The organism is Sporosarcina trichiuri (genome assembly GCF_030406775.1).
In the GTDB taxonomy this organism is placed as follows: Bacteria; Bacillota; Bacilli; order Bacillales_A; family Planococcaceae; genus Sporosarcina; species Sporosarcina trichiuri.
In genome coordinates, this window is record NZ_CP129119.1 from 1,472,278 (window position 1) to 1,488,576 (window position 16,299).

General features: G+C 56.6%; 12 protein-coding genes. 2 read left to right on the plus strand and 10 right to left on the minus strand.

Going from position 1 to position 16,299, the window contains the following annotated elements:
- Positions 1 to 33: 33 nt before the first annotated feature.
- The gene (locus tag QWT68_RS07805) at positions 34 to 1,053 is read left to right on the plus strand and encodes an ABC transporter substrate-binding protein (RefSeq protein WP_425313932.1); all 1,020 of its coding nucleotides are present in this window, start codon (positions 34 to 36) and stop codon (positions 1,051 to 1,053) included.
- Positions 1,054 to 1,451: 398 nt separating this feature from the next.
- Positions 1,452 to 2,651, plus strand: coding sequence for an MFS transporter (locus QWT68_RS07810; protein ID WP_040286997.1), 1,200 nt, complete (start codon positions 1,452 to 1,454; stop codon positions 2,649 to 2,651).
- A gap of 95 nt (positions 2,652 to 2,746) precedes the next feature.
- Here the strand turns inward: QWT68_RS07810 and QWT68_RS07815 are convergent, their stop codons facing one another.
- The 10 genes from QWT68_RS07815 to cbpB all read right to left on the minus strand — a co-directional run bounded on the left by QWT68_RS07815 (position 2,747) and on the right by cbpB (position 16,172).
- A complete protein-coding gene (locus QWT68_RS07815) occupies positions 2,747 to 5,332 on the minus strand; it encodes a VWA domain-containing protein (RefSeq protein ID WP_040286998.1) in 2,586 nt (861 codons plus the stop codon).
- Positions 5,316 to 7,064 (minus strand): vWA domain-containing protein, encoded by a 1,749-nt coding sequence (locus QWT68_RS07820; RefSeq protein ID WP_290150403.1) that lies wholly within the window; start codon positions 7,062 to 7,064, stop codon positions 5,316 to 5,318. Before QWT68_RS07820 ends, QWT68_RS07815 begins: the two co-directional genes overlap by 17 nt.
- 15 nt (positions 7,065 to 7,079) lie before the next feature.
- Positions 7,080 to 7,943 (minus strand): DUF58 domain-containing protein, encoded by an 864-nt coding sequence (locus tag QWT68_RS07825; protein WP_040287000.1) that lies wholly within the window; start codon positions 7,941 to 7,943, stop codon positions 7,080 to 7,082.
- Positions 7,940 to 8,932 (minus strand): AAA family ATPase, encoded by a 993-nt coding sequence (locus tag QWT68_RS07830; protein WP_040287001.1) that lies wholly within the window; start codon positions 8,930 to 8,932, stop codon positions 7,940 to 7,942. The genes QWT68_RS07825 and QWT68_RS07830 overlap by 4 nt, the downstream gene beginning before the upstream one ends.
- A gap of 20 nt (positions 8,933 to 8,952) precedes the next feature.
- The gene (locus tag QWT68_RS07835; RefSeq protein WP_290150405.1) at positions 8,953 to 10,449 is read right to left on the minus strand and encodes a DUF8809 domain-containing protein; all 1,497 of its coding nucleotides are present in this window, start codon (positions 10,447 to 10,449) and stop codon (positions 8,953 to 8,955) included.
- A 14-nt stretch (positions 10,450 to 10,463) separates the two neighbouring features.
- Positions 10,464 to 11,315, minus strand: a complete 852-nt coding sequence (locus QWT68_RS07840; protein ID WP_040287002.1) for an ABC transporter permease — start codon at positions 11,313 to 11,315, stop codon at positions 10,464 to 10,466.
- On the minus strand, positions 11,296 to 12,246 hold the full coding sequence (locus tag QWT68_RS07845; protein WP_290150406.1) for an ABC transporter ATP-binding protein: 951 nt from the start codon (positions 12,244 to 12,246) through the stop codon (positions 11,296 to 11,298). Before QWT68_RS07845 ends, QWT68_RS07840 begins: the two co-directional genes overlap by 20 nt.
- The gene (locus tag QWT68_RS07850) at positions 12,243 to 14,642 is read right to left on the minus strand and encodes a DUF8725 domain-containing protein (protein ID WP_290150408.1); all 2,400 of its coding nucleotides are present in this window, start codon (positions 14,640 to 14,642) and stop codon (positions 12,243 to 12,245) included. Before QWT68_RS07850 ends, QWT68_RS07845 begins: the two co-directional genes overlap by 4 nt.
- Before the next feature lie 69 nt (positions 14,643 to 14,711).
- A complete protein-coding gene (gene ccpC, locus QWT68_RS07855) occupies positions 14,712 to 15,605 on the minus strand; it encodes a transcriptional regulator CcpC (protein WP_040287005.1) in 894 nt (297 codons plus the stop codon).
- A gap of 126 nt (positions 15,606 to 15,731) precedes the next feature.
- A complete protein-coding gene (gene cbpB / locus QWT68_RS07860; protein WP_040287006.1) occupies positions 15,732 to 16,172 on the minus strand; it encodes a cyclic-di-AMP-binding protein CbpB in 441 nt (146 codons plus the stop codon).
- Positions 16,173 to 16,299 lie beyond the last annotated feature (127 nt).

Consider the following 16,299-nt stretch of genomic DNA (forward strand, 5'->3'; position numbering starts at 1 on the left):
GCGGCATTGATTGCCGCAACAGCCGTCATTCTCATGATCGTCAACGCACAGCTCGCAAAAAGCGGCTCCCAGGCGGGCGGCAACACGCTCACCGTCTACAACTGGGGCGAATATATCGATCCCGATCTCATCAAACAGTTCGAACAGGAGACCGGCATGAACGTCATCTATGAAACGTTCGACTCGAACGAAGGGATGATGGGGAAGATCGAGCAGGGCGGCACTTCCTACGACATCACGGTCCCATCGGAGTACATGGTGGAGATGATGCGTGAGAAGGACCTCCTCATCCCGCTCGATTACAGCAAGATCCCGAACTTCAAGAACATCGATCCGTATTTTACGGACCTGCCGTTCGATCCGGACAACAAGTATTCCATCCCCTACTTCTGGGGCACGCTCGGCATCGCCTATAACCCTTCCCTCCTGGATGGGCAGACATTCGAAAGCTGGGACAACCTGTGGGACCCTTCCCTGAAACAGGAAGCGGTCCTCGTCGACAGCGCCCGCGAAGTGATCGGGATGGGATTGAACTCCCTCGGCTATTCACTCAACTCGACAAACCCTGCCGAACTGCGCGAAGCGACGGACAAGCTGAAGACGCTGAGCCCCAACATCAAAGCGGTCATCGGTGACGAAGTGACCCAGATGATGATGAATAACGAAGCGGCCGTATCGCTGATCTGGTCTGGCCAGGCGGCGGATATGATGTCCGAAAATGAGGACATCACCTATGTTGTGCCGGAAGAAGGGTCCAACTTATGGTTCGACAACATCGTCATCCCGCGTACTGTGAAGAACATCGACGGTGCCTATGAATTCATCAACTTCATGCTGCGTCCTGATGTGGCCGCGCAGAATGCCGATTATGTCGGCTACTCGACGCCGAACATGAAAGCCCTCGATCTGATGGATCCTGAAGTGACGTCTGATGAACGCTATTATCCGGACGAGCAGGCGCGCGAGCATTTGGAAGTATACAAAGATCTCGGCCTGGAGATGCTCGGCACGTATAATGAGCTGTTCCTCGAGTTCAAGATGGATATGAAGTGATGTATGCAGAGCAGGAGCCCGCGGGCTCCTGCTTTTTTTTGTCCGGGGTAGTCGGAGTTTGTGCACTGGCTGTAAGAAGTGCGATGGATAGTGTGAAGTTATGAGCGGTTTTGTGAGGTTTATGAGCGGAATTTCAAGTTTATGATCACTTTTGCCGGTTTATGATCACTTTCTTTGATTTATGATCACTTTCCCAGGTTTATGATCACTTTCTTTGATTTATGATCACTTTCCCCGTTTTATGATCACTTTCCCGGGTTTATGATCACTTTCCTTAATTCATGATCAAAACTGCCGGATTGCTGATCAGTTTCCGGCTGAGCTCTCTGAAACACTGCCGGCAAGCGCTGTGTGATACACTTGGACAAGTACATATCATGACTGAAGGAGGAACGCGCTTGACCGGCAAATCATCATCGTTTGCAATCTATATCCTGATGTTCAACATGTTCATCACCATGTCGGGCATCGGGCTGATCATCCCGATCATGCCCGACTACCTCGGCACGTTCGGTGTCGCGGGTGCGGCGCTCGGCTCGCTGATCGCCGTCTTCTCGTTTGCACAGTTCATCTTCTCCCCGGTGTCCGGTTCGCTCTCCGACCGGCATGGACGCAAGCGAATCATCATCTTCGGCTTGCTGCTGTACGGCGTTTCCCAGCTGGCGTTCGGCCTGTCCACCGAATTATGGATGCTGTTCGCGGCACGTTTCTTCTCGGGGATCGGCTCAGCCTTCCTCATTCCGCCGATGATGGCGTTCGTCGCGGACATTACAACCTACGAAGAACGGGGACGCGGCATGGGTCTGCTCGGCGCTTCCATGTCACTCGGCTTCATGATCGGACCGGGGATCGGCGGGTTCCTGTCGAAGTTCGGCCTCCAGTTCCCGTTCTACTTCGCTGCGGGGGCGGCGATTTTCGCAGCGCTCCTGTCGATGTATATCCTTCCGAATCCGGCACCTGCGGCAGCGGCCGAAGGAGGCCCGAAACAGGCGGGCAACCTGTTCCAGCAGATCACCCGCTCGGCGAAGACCCCCTACTTTGTCGTCCTTCTCGTCATGTTCGTCTTTTCATTCGGGCTGGCGAATTTCCAGTCGACCATCTCGCTTTACGTCGGCATCAAGTACGATTATACGCCGCTCATGATCGCCGTCATCATCACAGTCGGCGGATTCGTCGGTGTCATCATCCAGACGTTCGTCATCAACCGGCTGTTCAAGCGGTATGGTGAAATGCGGGTCATCCTCATCAATCTTGTCGTGGCGGCCCTCGCCATGCTCGGCATCACATTTGTCAGCATGTTCTGGTCCATCCTGCTGGTTGCCACGATCTTCTCAACCGCAACAGCGCTGCTCCGTCCGGCGGTCAACACGCTCGTGTCCAAGCTTGCGGGTGACGAGCAGGGATACGCTGCCGGTATGATGAACGCCTATATGAGCCTCGGCAATATGATCGGGCCTGCCCTGGCCGGCTTCGTGTTCGACTGGAAGATGACTGCCCCGTACTTCCTCGGAACCGCCATCCTGCTCACCTGTTTTGCGATCGCCTCCACCTGGGCGAAACGGAACGCAGGCGTGCTGGCGGACACCCGTTCCTCGTGACGGGCAATAGGAACGTAAAAACCGCATGGAGTGCCCCGTCAGCCGGGAGCCTCCATGCGGTTTTCTGTATGCGCCGATGCGCTGCGGACCATCTGTCACCTGCGTTGCTGCCGTTTCAGCAGCTCGGATATATTGGATGCCTGCGCTGCAGCCGGCTGTTCATCAAGGATTTGAGGCTTCTTCCACCGCAAGCTGCGGCTGAATCGGCGCAGCGTGATATCCGCAAAGAAGAACAGCAGAGCAGCAAACAGAAGCCAGTTGGTCGGGCTGCGTTCATCCCTGCTTTTGTACGGATGCGGGCGGAAGACATCTTCCGGCTTTTCCAGCAGCAGCCCGCCCGTTGTCTCCGTGATTTCCTGCAGCAATGCGTCATTCGGCTCCTGCGGTTTGTATTCATCGCCATACGGGATGGTGACCCCTGTCTCGAAGAAACGGCCCTGGTCGTCTTTCACGCCGAGGTAGACAAGCCCCGGTTCCCCATCGAGCGTCACATCCACTTCACCCGGTGCCGTCTGCTCTTCTGTCAGATCGACTTCCTTCCCGTCTTCCGTGACGGCCGTCACCTCAAGAAACGCGGACTCCCCGCCGGTATCCGAGATGGTGAAGGACCCGCCGGCCCCCTGCGTGACAAGGAAAGGCGCCGAGTCGTAGGACGGCAGGATCCGTTTTAGTGCGGTCTGCCAAAATGCCGGATACTCCGGCCATGCGGCAAGATCACCAGACCATTTCCCGGACGAATCGGATGTGAAAGCAGCCGTCCGGCCGAGACCGTACTGCCATTCAGCGATGATCGGGTCGTCTTTCGGACTTTTCCCTGCGAGTTCTGCAGTCTGCTTGGCCGATACGGCTACATAGGCATTCATCTGCGGCACGCCTTCTGCAAATAGGCTGTTCCAGTCGGGATTGCCGCCAAGCTGCATGTAGAACGGGTCGTCTTCGATGTATGTGCGCGTCATCGTGATCGTTTCGCGGGACAGGATTGCAGGGACCGTCGACTCGTCCGTCACGCCGTAGTACCGGCCGCCTCCAGCTTCAGCCATCTCTTCCAGAAGCCGCTGATCGGCATCCGTCCCGATGCCGACCGTTGACAGCGTCGTGTTGTTCCCCTTCCCTTCCGCGATCACATCGAGATATCCGGGCGGCATCTGCGACTGGCCGTCCGTCAGCAGGATGATATGCTTCCGCTGAAGATTGAGGTCTGCTAGATCCCCGTACGCCTTCTCGACGGACGGAAAGATGAGCGTGCCTCCGCCGGCTGTGACTGACAGGATCTTATCGGTCGTCCCTTGTTTGTCTTCCAGCGGGGCGACAGGAACGACTTCCCAGATATTCTCATCGAATGCGGTGAAGCCGAATGTGTTCTTCTCCCTGAGCAGGTCGACCGAACGGGCAGCCGCTTCGCGGGCGAGCGACAATTTGGCGCCGCTCATGCTGCCGGACCGGTCCATGATGATGATCAGACCGAGGGAGGGCAGTTCTTCCTTCCCCTTCACTTCCATCTCGACCGGCAAAAGGCGCTCGACCGGCGTCTTGAAATAACCGCCGAGCCCGAAGCTGTTTTCGCCGCCCGTCATCAGGAAGCCTGTTCCGAAGTTTTTCACCGCCTGCTCGATCAGCGCCATTTTCTCTTCACCGACCAGTGTGCCGGGCACATTATCGAATATGATCGCCTGATACGGGAGATAGCCGCCGAGCGAAGCAGGCAGCTCGCCGGCTTTCATCGCCGTCACCTGCACAGTCCCGTTATCGAGCAGACCTGGAATGACAGATGGGTTTTCGTCCGTATCGACCACGAGGACGGAGGGCTTCCCCTGAATTGAAACGGCTGCGAACAGATGGTTGTTTTCGAGGAACTGATCATCATCGGCGATCAATTTCGCTTCGTATTTCACCATACCTGTCTTTTCGGTCTGAACAGGATGGGAGAATCTGTTCACACCCGGGACCAGATCGACCGCCTGTTCGTCGAGCAGCCGGTCGTTTTCATAGAGCAGCAGACGTCCTGCCGTCCTGCCGGAAGATTCGATCTCCACGGTCAGGACTTGCCGCTGTCCTGCAAATCCGGTGCGCGGCAGATCCATCCTGGTGACAGCCGCGTCTTTGGTAACACCGGAGCCGAGCGGGACGGCATCGATCTGCACGCGGTCCCCTGTCAGTTTCCGGAGATCGGCCAGGATGTCCCCTTTCGTCTCGAGACCGTCCGTCAGCAGGGCGATCCGCACAGCCTGTTTCTGGTCAGCCGCCGCAAGCGCCAGGGAGACAGCCTTCTCGAGATCCGTCTCTCCGCGATGCTCCATCGGTTTCATCTCCGGCAGGGCGGGAAGCGAATCGCTCAGCGGAATATCGGTCCGCAGCGATCCGGCGAATGAATAGATGCCCGCCTGCTGATTCGCCTTTTTGGAACGCACAGCTTCTGCGATCCAGTCGTCGATCTCCTTTGCAGATCCTGCTGCGGATGCGGAGCGGTCTGCCATAATGATCACCTGCTCCTGATCGTCCGGAAGCAGGAAATAAGGGGCTGTAAGTGTCAGAACGAGCAGCAGGACGGACATGCTGCGCAGCAGGAAGAGCAGTTTCGTCCGGCCTGTTTTCCTGCCTGCCGACCGCCACGACGCGATGAGAAGCACGGCCAGCGGCAGCAGGAGCAGCAGCCAGAAAGGATGTTCAATACGGATATCCACGTCGTCTCTGCACCTCCCATTCGGCTGACATCAGCAGAAGCAGCGGCAGGACGAACGGCCACAGAATCGGAACCGTTTCCTGTTCATGCTCCGCCGTTTCCCCAAGCTTGCCGGCAATGTAGGAATCCCCTGTCCGTACACTGTGCTGTGACTCACTGAGCTGCACAGCCAGCAGCTTCTCGGATTCCGTGTCCGCCGCCTTGTATATTCCCGGTTTCACAGGTGCCTGCAGCGTATTGGCGGATTCTGTAGAGGAAATGTACGAATCGTCCATGTCATAGAGATCCGCTGCTGATGAAAGAATTACATTTTTCCGCTGGCCGGGTGTGAATACGCCGAGGGATTCCGATCCATCCGCCAGGGAATGGACCGCACTCCAGATGAACAGCGGAAACGAAGGCTGCAGCGGCCAGTCCGTAGATTCCAGGTCCGCCAGAAAAACGATGTCCCCGTCCGGCGACCGCTGGATGAGCGGTGCTTCGCCGACTTTTGCAAGAACTTCATACTTGTCGTAAGGAGGATACACTTCCTTCACATACATATCTGTTGGCGGCGCGATTGCAAATAGGGGGTCTTCTTGCACGGTGATGCTGCCTTCCGCCTCCGCTGCCGTTTCATCATCCCGGCCGAACAGCAGGACGGGCCGCCTGCTTTCCGCAAGGACATCGGAAGACCGGGTGATACGGAGGGCGTCTTCCGGAACTGCCGCCTTGCCGTCATCGATGAGGATGTCATCACGGACGGCTTCCACCGCTTTCTTCAGCAGCTCATGCAGTTCAGTGTCGACCGTCACGGCAGGTGTGCCTGTTTCCAGCAGTGCAAATGCCGTATTGTCCGCTGAGTATTGGTCAGCTGATTCGAGTTCTGCCGTTACAGCGGGAGCTTCCGTTACGATATCTTTGAATGTAATATATTCATCCTCGCCTGGTTTTCCGGTGACCTGCTGTTGTGCGAGCTGTTCCCCTGTCACTGCATCCAGGAGGCGTATGATCCCCGGAAGTTCAGCATCCGCATCGTTCTGAAGCTTTGCGATCGCTGTGACTGCACCGCCGCGCCGGACTGCCCCGAAGCGGACAATCGACTGGTTGTCTGCCCGGTCCCCGTTCGCATGGACATGCCATTCCGTCTCACCGGTTTCCTCGCTGAACTCTTCCCTGTCCAGCTTGTCCGTGAATATGTGCACTTCCCCTTCTTTCCCGCCGAGCAGTGTCCTTGCAAGCGCAACCGACTCACGCAGCGACGGATCTGCATAATTCACGGTGAGGCCCTCCAGGCTTGCCGCCGCTGCAGAAACACTCTGTCCGGAAGTGATCGTTTCAGGATCCGGTCCGCTGGCAATGATCGTGACCGGCCGCTCCTGCGTTTCATCCAGCAGCTTATGCATCTCCCTCAGGTGACGGTCGAACAGCGGCTCACCGTCAGGAGCGGCGAGCATCGCAGCAGACCGGTCCACAACGATCACGAGAGGCACACCGGTGGTCCTGTCTTGTTTCATATAAGGTCCGAGCAGCAGCCAGACAAAGAGAAGGAGTGCCAGCAGCTGCAGATAGAATAACGCATTCCGCTGGAGATTGCGGATGAACGGTGACACATGCTCTTCCTTCCGATCCGGCTGCCAGAACAGGGTCGAGGAGACCGGCTGCGGGTAAAACCGTTTCCGGAACAGATAATACAAGATCAGCAACGCCGGAAAGATCAGCGTCCAGCTGTTATACAGATTGGCGAATCCCATTGGCGCACCTCCTCATCAGCGCACCCACTGTGCACGTCTCATCTGTCTGGTGAAAACATCTTCCGCTCCGTCTGCAGGTGATGTATACAGCACGCTGATGCCGTATTTCCCCGCGTGTCCGAGCAGCCGCCTTTCGTGTTCCTCCATCCGCCGGGTATATGCGGATACGGAGGCGGCGGTCATCGATACCTCCGCTGCGGTATCCTGCTCTGCATCGATCAGCCGAACATCCCCTTCGAAAGCAGGCTGCTGCTCATCAGCGGAACGGACGATGAGCAGCCGGATGTCCTGACAGCGGGCCTTCAGTTTCCGGAACGTCTGCTCAAGCACTTCGGCAGGCTCCAGCGCATCCGTGATGACAAACAATATGGTCGTGCCGCGGGGGATTGACGGTATCCCTTCCTGCAGTCCCGTGTTTTCCTCAGGAACCGGAAACGCCGCAATACGGGCACTCCAGGCATCCGCCTGCCGTGCGCCTTTCCGTCTGACCACCGCCGGGTCCGGTGTCCGGCTGAGCGACGCCGTATCCCCATTCTTCAAAGCGATCTGGCCGAGGCCGATGGCGAGCTGCTGCGCAAATGGCCACTTGCCTCCGAAATCCATCGACTTGCTTGAATCGAGCAGGACATGGATGCGCATTTCCTGCTCGTCAAGGAATTGTTTGATGAAATACGTGTCCGTCCGTGCGTAGACATTCCAGTCGATATGCCGGATGTCATCACCCGGATGGTATTCCTTGAAATCCGAAAATTCCATGGACGCACCGCTCTTCTTCGACAGATGGGTCCCTTTATGATGGCCGAGCCGTCCTGAGCGCCGGTTGAACGCCAGCCGTCCGAGACGGGCGGCGAGCTTTGCGGGAAACAGGAGCGGCTTCACCCGGCCGTCTCCTTCCGCAGATTCCCGAGCACGTGATCCAGGAAGATCTCCTCCGTGATCCCTTCCGCCTCCGCTTCATAATTCAGCTGCAGGCGGTGCAGGAGCGCCGGCTTGGCCACTGTCCGGATATCGGCAATGGAGACGTGGACCCTGCCGGACAGGAAGGCTCTCGCCTTGGCGAGCCGGATGACCGACTGGAGGCCGCGGGGACCGCTCCCGAACTGGATATAGGAGGACCAGTCATCGCCAGTCCCGGTCTGCGGCTGTGTGGCTGTCACCAGACGGACGGCATAATCGATCATGTCTTCCGCGATGACGACCTCACGCACGAGCTGCTGGACTTCGAGCACTTGCCCGGCTGTCATCTTCTTTTCAATACGGACTGTTTCCGTTCCTGTGGTCCTCCTGATGATTTCCTTCAGTTCGTCTGCGGACGGATACGGCAGATTGATTTTGCAGAGGAACCGGTCGAGCTGCGCCTCCGGCAGCGGGTATGTACCTTCCAGGTCGATCGGGTTCTGTGTCGCAAGCACAAAGAAGGGCGTGGGCATATCATAGGTCTGTCCGAGGACAGTCACCGTCTTCTCTCCCATCGCTTCCAGCAGTGCACTTTGCGTCTTCGGTGTCGCCCGGTTGATTTCATCCGCCAGGACGAGCTGGCTGAACAGCGGCCCCTCGCTGAAGGTGAACCGCTGCTGTCCGTCCTCACCGCGTTCCAGCAATGTTGTCCCGGTGATATCGGACGGCATCAGATCGGGGGTGAACTGGATCCGTTTGAATGTCAGATCGAGCACCTCACCGATTGTACGGATGAGCATCGTCTTGCCGAGACCCGGCGCCCCTTCCAGCAGGGCATGGCCGCCTGCTGCGATGGACAGCAACGTATAGTCGACCGCCTCCTGCTGCCCGACGATGAACCGCCCGATCTCTTTTCGCACCTGTTCCATCTGTCCGCTCAGTTCCTCGAAATGTTGCATCGATACTTCCATATGCTGTTCCCTCCCGGGTGTTAGTCGATTGAAGAAAAATAGTCCGATACGAGTTTTTCCAGTTCCGGTGACAGCGGCAGGCGTTCGGTCTGCTCCAGATACGATTCTTTATACCTGCCGACGACCTCTTCATACGGCCGGATCGTCCCTTTCCGGTTCACAGTCTGTTTATCATTTGACTGCGCAGCGTCGCCCCTGCCGAGTTTTCCGGAATCCGTATCAGGACTGCCGGCTTGGCCGAGACGGTCATTTGGGATCGACAGAAGATTCCTGCCGCCCGAGCCGGTCCCTGCCCCCGGGCCAAGCCCGCTGCCGGATCCTTGACCTTGACCTTGGCCTTGACCTTGGCCTTGGCCTTGACCTTGGCCTTGGCCTTGGCCTTGCCCTTGGCCTTGACCTTGCCCTTGGCCTTGACCTTGCCCTTGACCTTGGCCTCGGCTATGCCCTTGACCTTGTTGCCCTTGTTGCCCTTGGCTTTGTCCCTGCCCTTGGCTCTGACCTGAGCCCCGGTCTGCTTGCGTACCGCCCTCCTGGCTGCCAGGGTGGCCGCTCTGCTGACCGGTTTTCTGCCCGTTTTGCTTATTGCCCCCTTGGCTGTCCTGCCCGGTCTGCCCCTGCCTGCCGTCAGTTCCCTGACCGGCAGCGAGCTGCGGCAGCGGCGGAGCTTTTCCGATCGACTCCAGTTTCCGGTATGCCTGATCACCGGCGCCCGCAAGTTCCGCCGCGGATTTTTTCAGTTCCTCCAGTTCAGCGGTCTCACTTCCCGTCAGCTGTGCTGATTTGCCGCTGTCCGCCAGCCTTTCTTTCCCTTCCAGCTGCTGCTTGCGGAGCTGGAGCTCTTTCTGAGTCTTGACGACCTCTTTGAGGGCCTGCCCGGCATCAGATGTCTTCTTCAATTCATCCGCAAGCGTTTCCAGCTTCTTCTTCATCTTTGGATCCGCCGTTTCAGCGGCCAATGCAGCTGCCTTCTTCCCGAGAGTGTCCACCGTTTTCCGGACAACCGCCGCATCGTCCGCTTCCTGCTGAGCGGGTGCCGGGAATAGGGTCAGCAGCAGCAGTCCCATCGCGGCCGCTGCCGCAGCTGCAGCCCTCCTCCAGTCAGGACGCCGCTTTTTCCGTCGTGAAAACAGCTGGTTTGCGGCTTCCATCCGGTCTGCGGTCCTTGCAATGAGCAATCTGCCAAGCGGGGACTGCTGTACGTCCTCATCGAGTACTGTCAGAAGCAGATTGTCCGGCAGATAGCGGTCCAGCTGCCGGGCCGCCTCGCGTTCCGAAGGCCGTTTCCGGAATATGACCACAGACAGGATCATGCCGGCTGAAAGTGCAGCCGCAAATGCAAACAGCTTGTAAGAGGGGAAGACATAAAACCTGGATATGAGCAGGACAGCGGCTGCACTCAGCAGAGTCCAGATCATACCGTTCACCGACTCTACATAGAACCGCTCGATACGCAAGCTTCTTCTTGCTTTCAACACTGAGCGGCGGATCTGCTGCAACTGCTCTTTCTGCTGGGTCATCCGCTATCGCCTCCTCATTTCGGCTTCTTCATATTCACCCGCAGCCGTTTCGTCGCCAGCCAGATGGACAAGACGGCAATCAGACCGTAGAACAGGACATATACGATCCACATCGGGAACTGCACTTGTGTCACTTCTTCCACCATGCCTCCGACTTCCGGGGCGAGCAATGAGGCAAAAAAGATCTCCGGATTGATGGCTGCCAGGAAGAAACCTGCGACCGATTTACCGGCCGTCCCTGAACCGAGTGCCGCCATCTGCTTCACCTGCACGATGATCAGGAAAAGGAACGGGATGACAGCCGTGAAGAACAGCATACTGCCATACGTCACGATCATCGAAACTGTCGTCCTCCTGATCAGTGTGGAGAACAGGACACCGAGACTGCCGAGCGACAGCAGGGTGATGAACAGGAACAGCAGGGACTTCAGGAGCAGCACCGGTGAGATGCCGCCGAACAGGAACACCATGCTGTACACCGGCAGTCCGGCAACAATCAGCAGCAGCAGGAACAGCACCGAAGACAGCAGTTTGCCGGAGATGATCTGGAATGAACTCTGCGATGTCGTCAGGAGCATGGGCAGTGTCTGCCGCTCCCGTTCGCCACTGATCGTGCCTGCCGTCAGCCCCGGCGTGATGAACAGCACGAGTCCGAGCTGGATGAACGTCAGGAACATGAACAGTACAACGCTCTCCGACGGTTTGAAGTAGATGGTGCCCGACAGGCTCGTTGTCGTATAGATGAACCCGAACACGAACAGGCACATCGCCGCCAGGTAAATGAGGATGCCCGTGAAACTTTTGGCGCTCCTGAATCGCAGTTTCACTTCTTTGGCGAGAACAGGATTATTGAACTGGGCTCTCAATCGGATCCTCCCCTTTCGTGATCTGCATGAAGACATCTTCCAGATCCGCAGAGTCCTCGGAGAAGGAGACGATCTGCACGCCGGACTGCACAGTATTCTTCAGAAGCCGGACCTGTTCTTCATCATTCCCTTTGAATGTAAACGACAGCATCCCTTCCCCCGCTTCCTGGCGGATATGGGAGACAGCCGGATCCTCTTCGAATACGGAGACCACAGCTGCTGCACTGCCGATGAAACGGACAGTGACCGTCTTCTCGCCCTTCAGCTGCGCCTGTATGTCCGGGACCGAACCGTGCGCGATCAGTCTGCCGCCATCGATCACACCGATTTCATCGCACATTTCTGCGAGCTCCGGCAGAATATGGGACGAGATCAAGATCGTTTTTCCCATTGCTCTCAGCGAACGGAGGATATCCCTCATCTCCACACGTGCCCGCGGGTCGAGACCTGAAGCCGGTTCATCCAGTATCAGCACTTTCGGGTCATGGATCAGGCTCCTTGCCAGGCAGAGGCGCTGCTTCATGCCGCGTGACAGGGAATCGACATACGTATCGCGCTTGTCGGACAGATTGACGAGCTCAAGCAGATCCGTGATGAGCTTCGGACGGTCCGCTGCCGGGATTCCGTAGCTCGCTCCGTAGAAATCAAGGTATTCATGGGCTTTCAGCTGATCATAGATGCCGAAGAAATCCGGCATGTAGCCGATACGCCGTCGGATCTCATCGGGTTTCTCCGTAATATTGATGCCATCGATGAGAACCGTGCCGGCGGTCGGCTGCAGCAATGTCGACAGGATGAGGAACGTCGTCGACTTCCCGGCACCGTTCGCTCCGACAAACCCGAATACCGTGCCTTCAGGTAAGGATAATGTCAGGTTGTCGAGCGCTGTGAAATTGCCGTATTTCTTCGTCAGGTTTCTGATTTCAATCATTTCACTGCCTCCCCTGTCAGCCGGAGTTCAGGCGGGTGTACCGGTTCACCCATCCGCTGATCGCTGATCTCCAGTTTCACCGTGACGGCCCCTTCTTTCGATACATAAGGGTCTGCCGGTTCCACAGTGAGTGTGCTCTTCCCTTCGAGCGGTTCATATTCCCCGCTCTCCGTGTTCAGTATGCTGACGCCGTACGCCTGCATATCCGCACCGAGCAGGTCCAGTTTGCTCCAGCCCGCGACATCTTTCAGGAAATCGGCCGGGAGCCGCCACGTCTGCGTATAATCCTTTTCATAGAACATATAGTCCTTCGTCATGTCATCCAGCAGCTCAGCGGACTGTCCGGTCGATGAGACCATCTCCATGTCCATCAGGTCACTGTCCACTTTCACGGTCCCTGACAGTACGGATCTGATATCGACCGGCTGCAGGATGACCGAGAGCGCAGAAGACTCCGCCTTCCGTCCATCAAGTGAAACGTCCATGAGCTGTGCCCGTGCAGTGCCTGCAAGAAGCGGTTTCGGAGAATTATTCATATGCAGGGATGAAAATTCAAGAAGTCCCTCTTTCCGCATCGCAATAAGATCGTCCTGTCCGGCTGGCTGCTGGATACTGAAACCTGACTGGCCGGAGATCCTCGGTCCGAGCACGCTTGCTTTGACTTCTTTCCGGACTGTCAACGTCTCGCCTGCCTGGACTGTACCGAGCTCGATCTTCTTGGTTCCCGACAGGACCATGACATCCTCCATTGCGAACGGGAACGAATTCGTTATTGTCCCTGTCAGCCGGCCGTCCGCGACGGTCAGCTGTGCATCGAACTTACCGGTGTCCGCCATTTCGGTCTTTCCGTAGAACGTCGCGACATTCCAGAAGCCGAGCTTGCGGAATGACAGCGTTTCAGCAGCCGGCCCCTTTTCGACGACGGCCCGCTCATGTGCCGGCTGGCCGCTTCCGAACAGACCGTCCACGGACGAGCTGACGAAGACGGAGCTCGGTTTCTGAAGGCTGAATGAGAAATCACCGCTTTTATCCGTCAGCAGCGATTCCACATAGTAGCCGGTCAGCCTGCCGTCCGGCTGCACTTCATAGACAGCGGAATGCTGCAGCTGCGATTTGCCGAGACGGTCCTTCGCTCCGTACGCAAAAATCACAACCGACACGAGAACCGCGGCAGCCGGAATGATCCACCAGGCATGCTCCCGTCTGTCCTTTCTTTTCAGGATGACGTACAGCAGCGGAATGATCAGGATCATATAGATCAGGATGAAACCGAAAAGAAGCGGTGTCGACACTTTGAAGGATGGGAACACTTCGTTGTTCTCACCGACACTCCATGCAAGATCATCCGCAGGACTGTTGTAATATGACGAGACAGGACGCTGCGGGATGAGCAGGCTGCGCTTATCGAGGAGCGCCGGCCAGAACTTCTTCACGCCGATGGATGACCGGTAGGCGTCACTGCCGAATGTGAATGATGTCTGGACGATCATACCGTTCCCGAGCTGTTTGGCAGCGGCAAGGATAATGCCGTCCTTTTCGAGCAGGATAACAGCATCTTCGGCGGCTGCCGCCTTATACCCTGGTATGGGTTCCTTGAATTTGTCTCCGAAGATGGCAGGCGGCAGCTGCTCGGCAGCTCCGAGATCTAATGGAAGGTCTTCACGGAATATCCCTGCTTCCGCAGCGGGATTGTCAGATCCGCTGAGCAGAAGCGTCCCTCCGCCGTTGACCCAGTCGAGCATCGCCTGCTGCTGATCTGCAGTCAGATCCGCGATCGGGTATCTGTCGGCTGCGATGATATCTGCCGCCTCCCAGCCTGCAGCTGTATCCGGCAGCGGCGGGCCGTCCGGTTTGGACAGGTTCAGCAGCTCCATTCCCTGGCTGCCTTTCAGCTGGATGTCCTTCAGCGAGGACAGGCGGTCGATATTTTCTCCGAGACCTGCTATGAACAGCGTCTCCGGCGGATAGGACGCCGAAGAAACCATTTGTGTGCCGGAATGGGCAACCTCCTTGCCATTTCTCCAGCCGTTTTCAAACAGGAAGATGTTTTTCTTCGCCGGACTGCCTGTATACGTCTGGGGGTCTTCCAGGGAATCCACGACCATGGATACCGTCTGCTTCTCCCCTTCCCCGACAGTGACAGGGATCGCCTGGCCCACTCCTGAAGATTGGCCGGACGCCGTATCGAGGATGAGATCCCCTGTGAACAGGCTGCCCTTGTTCTCCACGGTGATGAAGAGCTGTGCCCCTTCCCCCATTTTCGTTTTGTTATCGAGTCCGGCCTGGACGGATATCGACAGGTCCGGTGCAGCTGATGCACGGCCTGCAGGCACTATTCCGAGCAGGAGGGTCAGGGCAGCCAGCAGGCTGAATAGATTGGTCAATCGGCGTCTCATAGGTCCGCCTCACTTTCTATTTGGTTTCTGTCTAACTAAGTAGTACGTACAAACCCTAATGAGGTTGCATTATTCCAACAATCCAGAACTCTCTCTCAGCAGTTTTGCATGTTCTTCGATGACTTCCGCAAATGCTGCTACCTGTTTCAGATCAAAAATCGATTCATAGCCGATCAGATACGTATCCCTCGTCAGTTCGAACTCCGCTTCGCTGTTCAGCAGCGGAATCTTATTGACCGGTTCGTCCCCCCGCAACGTGATGGAGGGCAAAATGGCATAGCCGATTCCGTTAAGCGCCAGCTGCCGGCATGTCTCCATCTGATCCACGGTCAGCTGCCTGCCTGGATTCTTCGAAAAATGCCGCTGCCACCATTGCTGGATCTCCATGTAGTAGTTCGAGTCGCTTTTGAATTGGATGTATGGCCGCTTCGTATCTTTCAGCTGCTCGATCGATGTCAGCTCCTGATCGACCAGATACAGCTGGTCACGGAAGAGATATGTCCTCCGGCTGTTCCAGTCGACTTCTCCCCGGACGATGCCGATATGCGCTTCCCCTTCGTAGAGCGCCCGAAGGATTTCCGACGTCCAGCCCGTCATCAGGGAGATTTTAGCGTCCGGATACCTTTTGACGAAGTCCTTCAGCACTTCAGGCAGCCATGTCTGACCGACAATCGATGCACAGGCGATATTGAGTGTACCGTGCACCCGATCCGCAAGGGAGGCGATCCGCTCGATCGTCTCCTCCTTCCGGTGCACCGTCTCTTTAGCGTACTCGATAACCAGCTCTCCCGCTGCTGTCGGGACAAGCCCTTTCTGGGAACGCACAAAAAGTTTCGCTCCCCATTCCTTTTCAATTGACTGCAGCCGCTGTGACAGCGCCGGCTGGGAGATGAACAGCCGGTCTGCCGCTTTCCGCATGTTCCCTTCTTCCGCCAGCACTTTAATAATCTCAGTCGTATTCATGCTGTTCCTCCTCTGACTCCCCTGTCCGTCTTTTCAAATTGTTCTTGTTGCCAAAGCTATTAAAAAAGAGGCTCTTTTCGGGAGAAAGAGCCTCTGCTTATCCGGTCGAATGCTGCTGTTGCTGCATTATTTTGCGCTATATACATACTTCTTGAATTGTTTCAGCATAACCCGCCGTGTCAGGATTCCGGCAAATGTCCCGTCTTCTTCCGTCACACAGAGGAAAGTATGGTTGATGAGCAGATCCAGACCTTTTTGGAATCTGTCCGCAGTCCGGATGACCGGCAGTTCCGTCTGCATGATTTCATCGACTTTCAAATCCGACAGTTTCTCATATTCGATCCGTTCGAGTCCGAGGATGGCATCGGTGATCATACCGATCCCCAGCAGACCGCGCAGTTTGTATTTTGCATCGAGCACAGGAATGGCCGAGTATCCTGTCTTGGTCAGGACAAGCAGGGCGTGTTCGGCATTATTGCCGACTTGCACATGCGCCACTTTCTCTGCAGAGATCAGATAATCAGAAATCGGCATCACCAGAAATTCGTTGTTGTTCAAAGCAACCAATGTAAACCGCTCCTCCAGCAGCAACTTGTTACGACTCAATGCTGCTACTCTACTATATCATAGAGCCCGATGAAAAATGAAGGACGCCATGGAGAGAGGGCGGAAGTTTTTCCTCCATGAAAAAAGC

Coding starts and splice junctions, on each gene's coding strand:
- QWT68_RS07805 (WP_425313932.1), top strand. CDS start 34: ATGATCGTCAACGCACAGCTCGCAAAAAGCGGCTCCCAGGCGGGCGGC.
- QWT68_RS07820 (WP_290150403.1), bottom strand. CDS start 7,064: ATGGGATTCGCCAATCTGTATAACAGCTGGACGCTGATCTTTCCGGCG.
- QWT68_RS07830 (WP_040287001.1), bottom strand. CDS start 8,932: ATGGAAGTATCGATGCAACATTTCGAGGAACTGAGCGGACAGATGGAA.
- QWT68_RS07835 (WP_290150405.1), bottom strand. CDS start 10,449: ATGACCCAGCAGAAAGAGCAGTTGCAGCAGATCCGCCGCTCAGTGTTG.
- QWT68_RS07845 (WP_290150406.1), bottom strand. CDS start 12,246: ATGATTGAAATCAGAAACCTGACGAAGAAATACGGCAATTTCACAGCG.
- QWT68_RS07850 (WP_290150408.1), bottom strand. CDS start 14,642: ATGAGACGCCGATTGACCAATCTATTCAGCCTGCTGGCTGCCCTGACC.
- ccpC (WP_040287005.1), bottom strand. CDS start 15,605: ATGAATACGACTGAGATTATTAAAGTGCTGGCGGAAGAAGGGAACATG.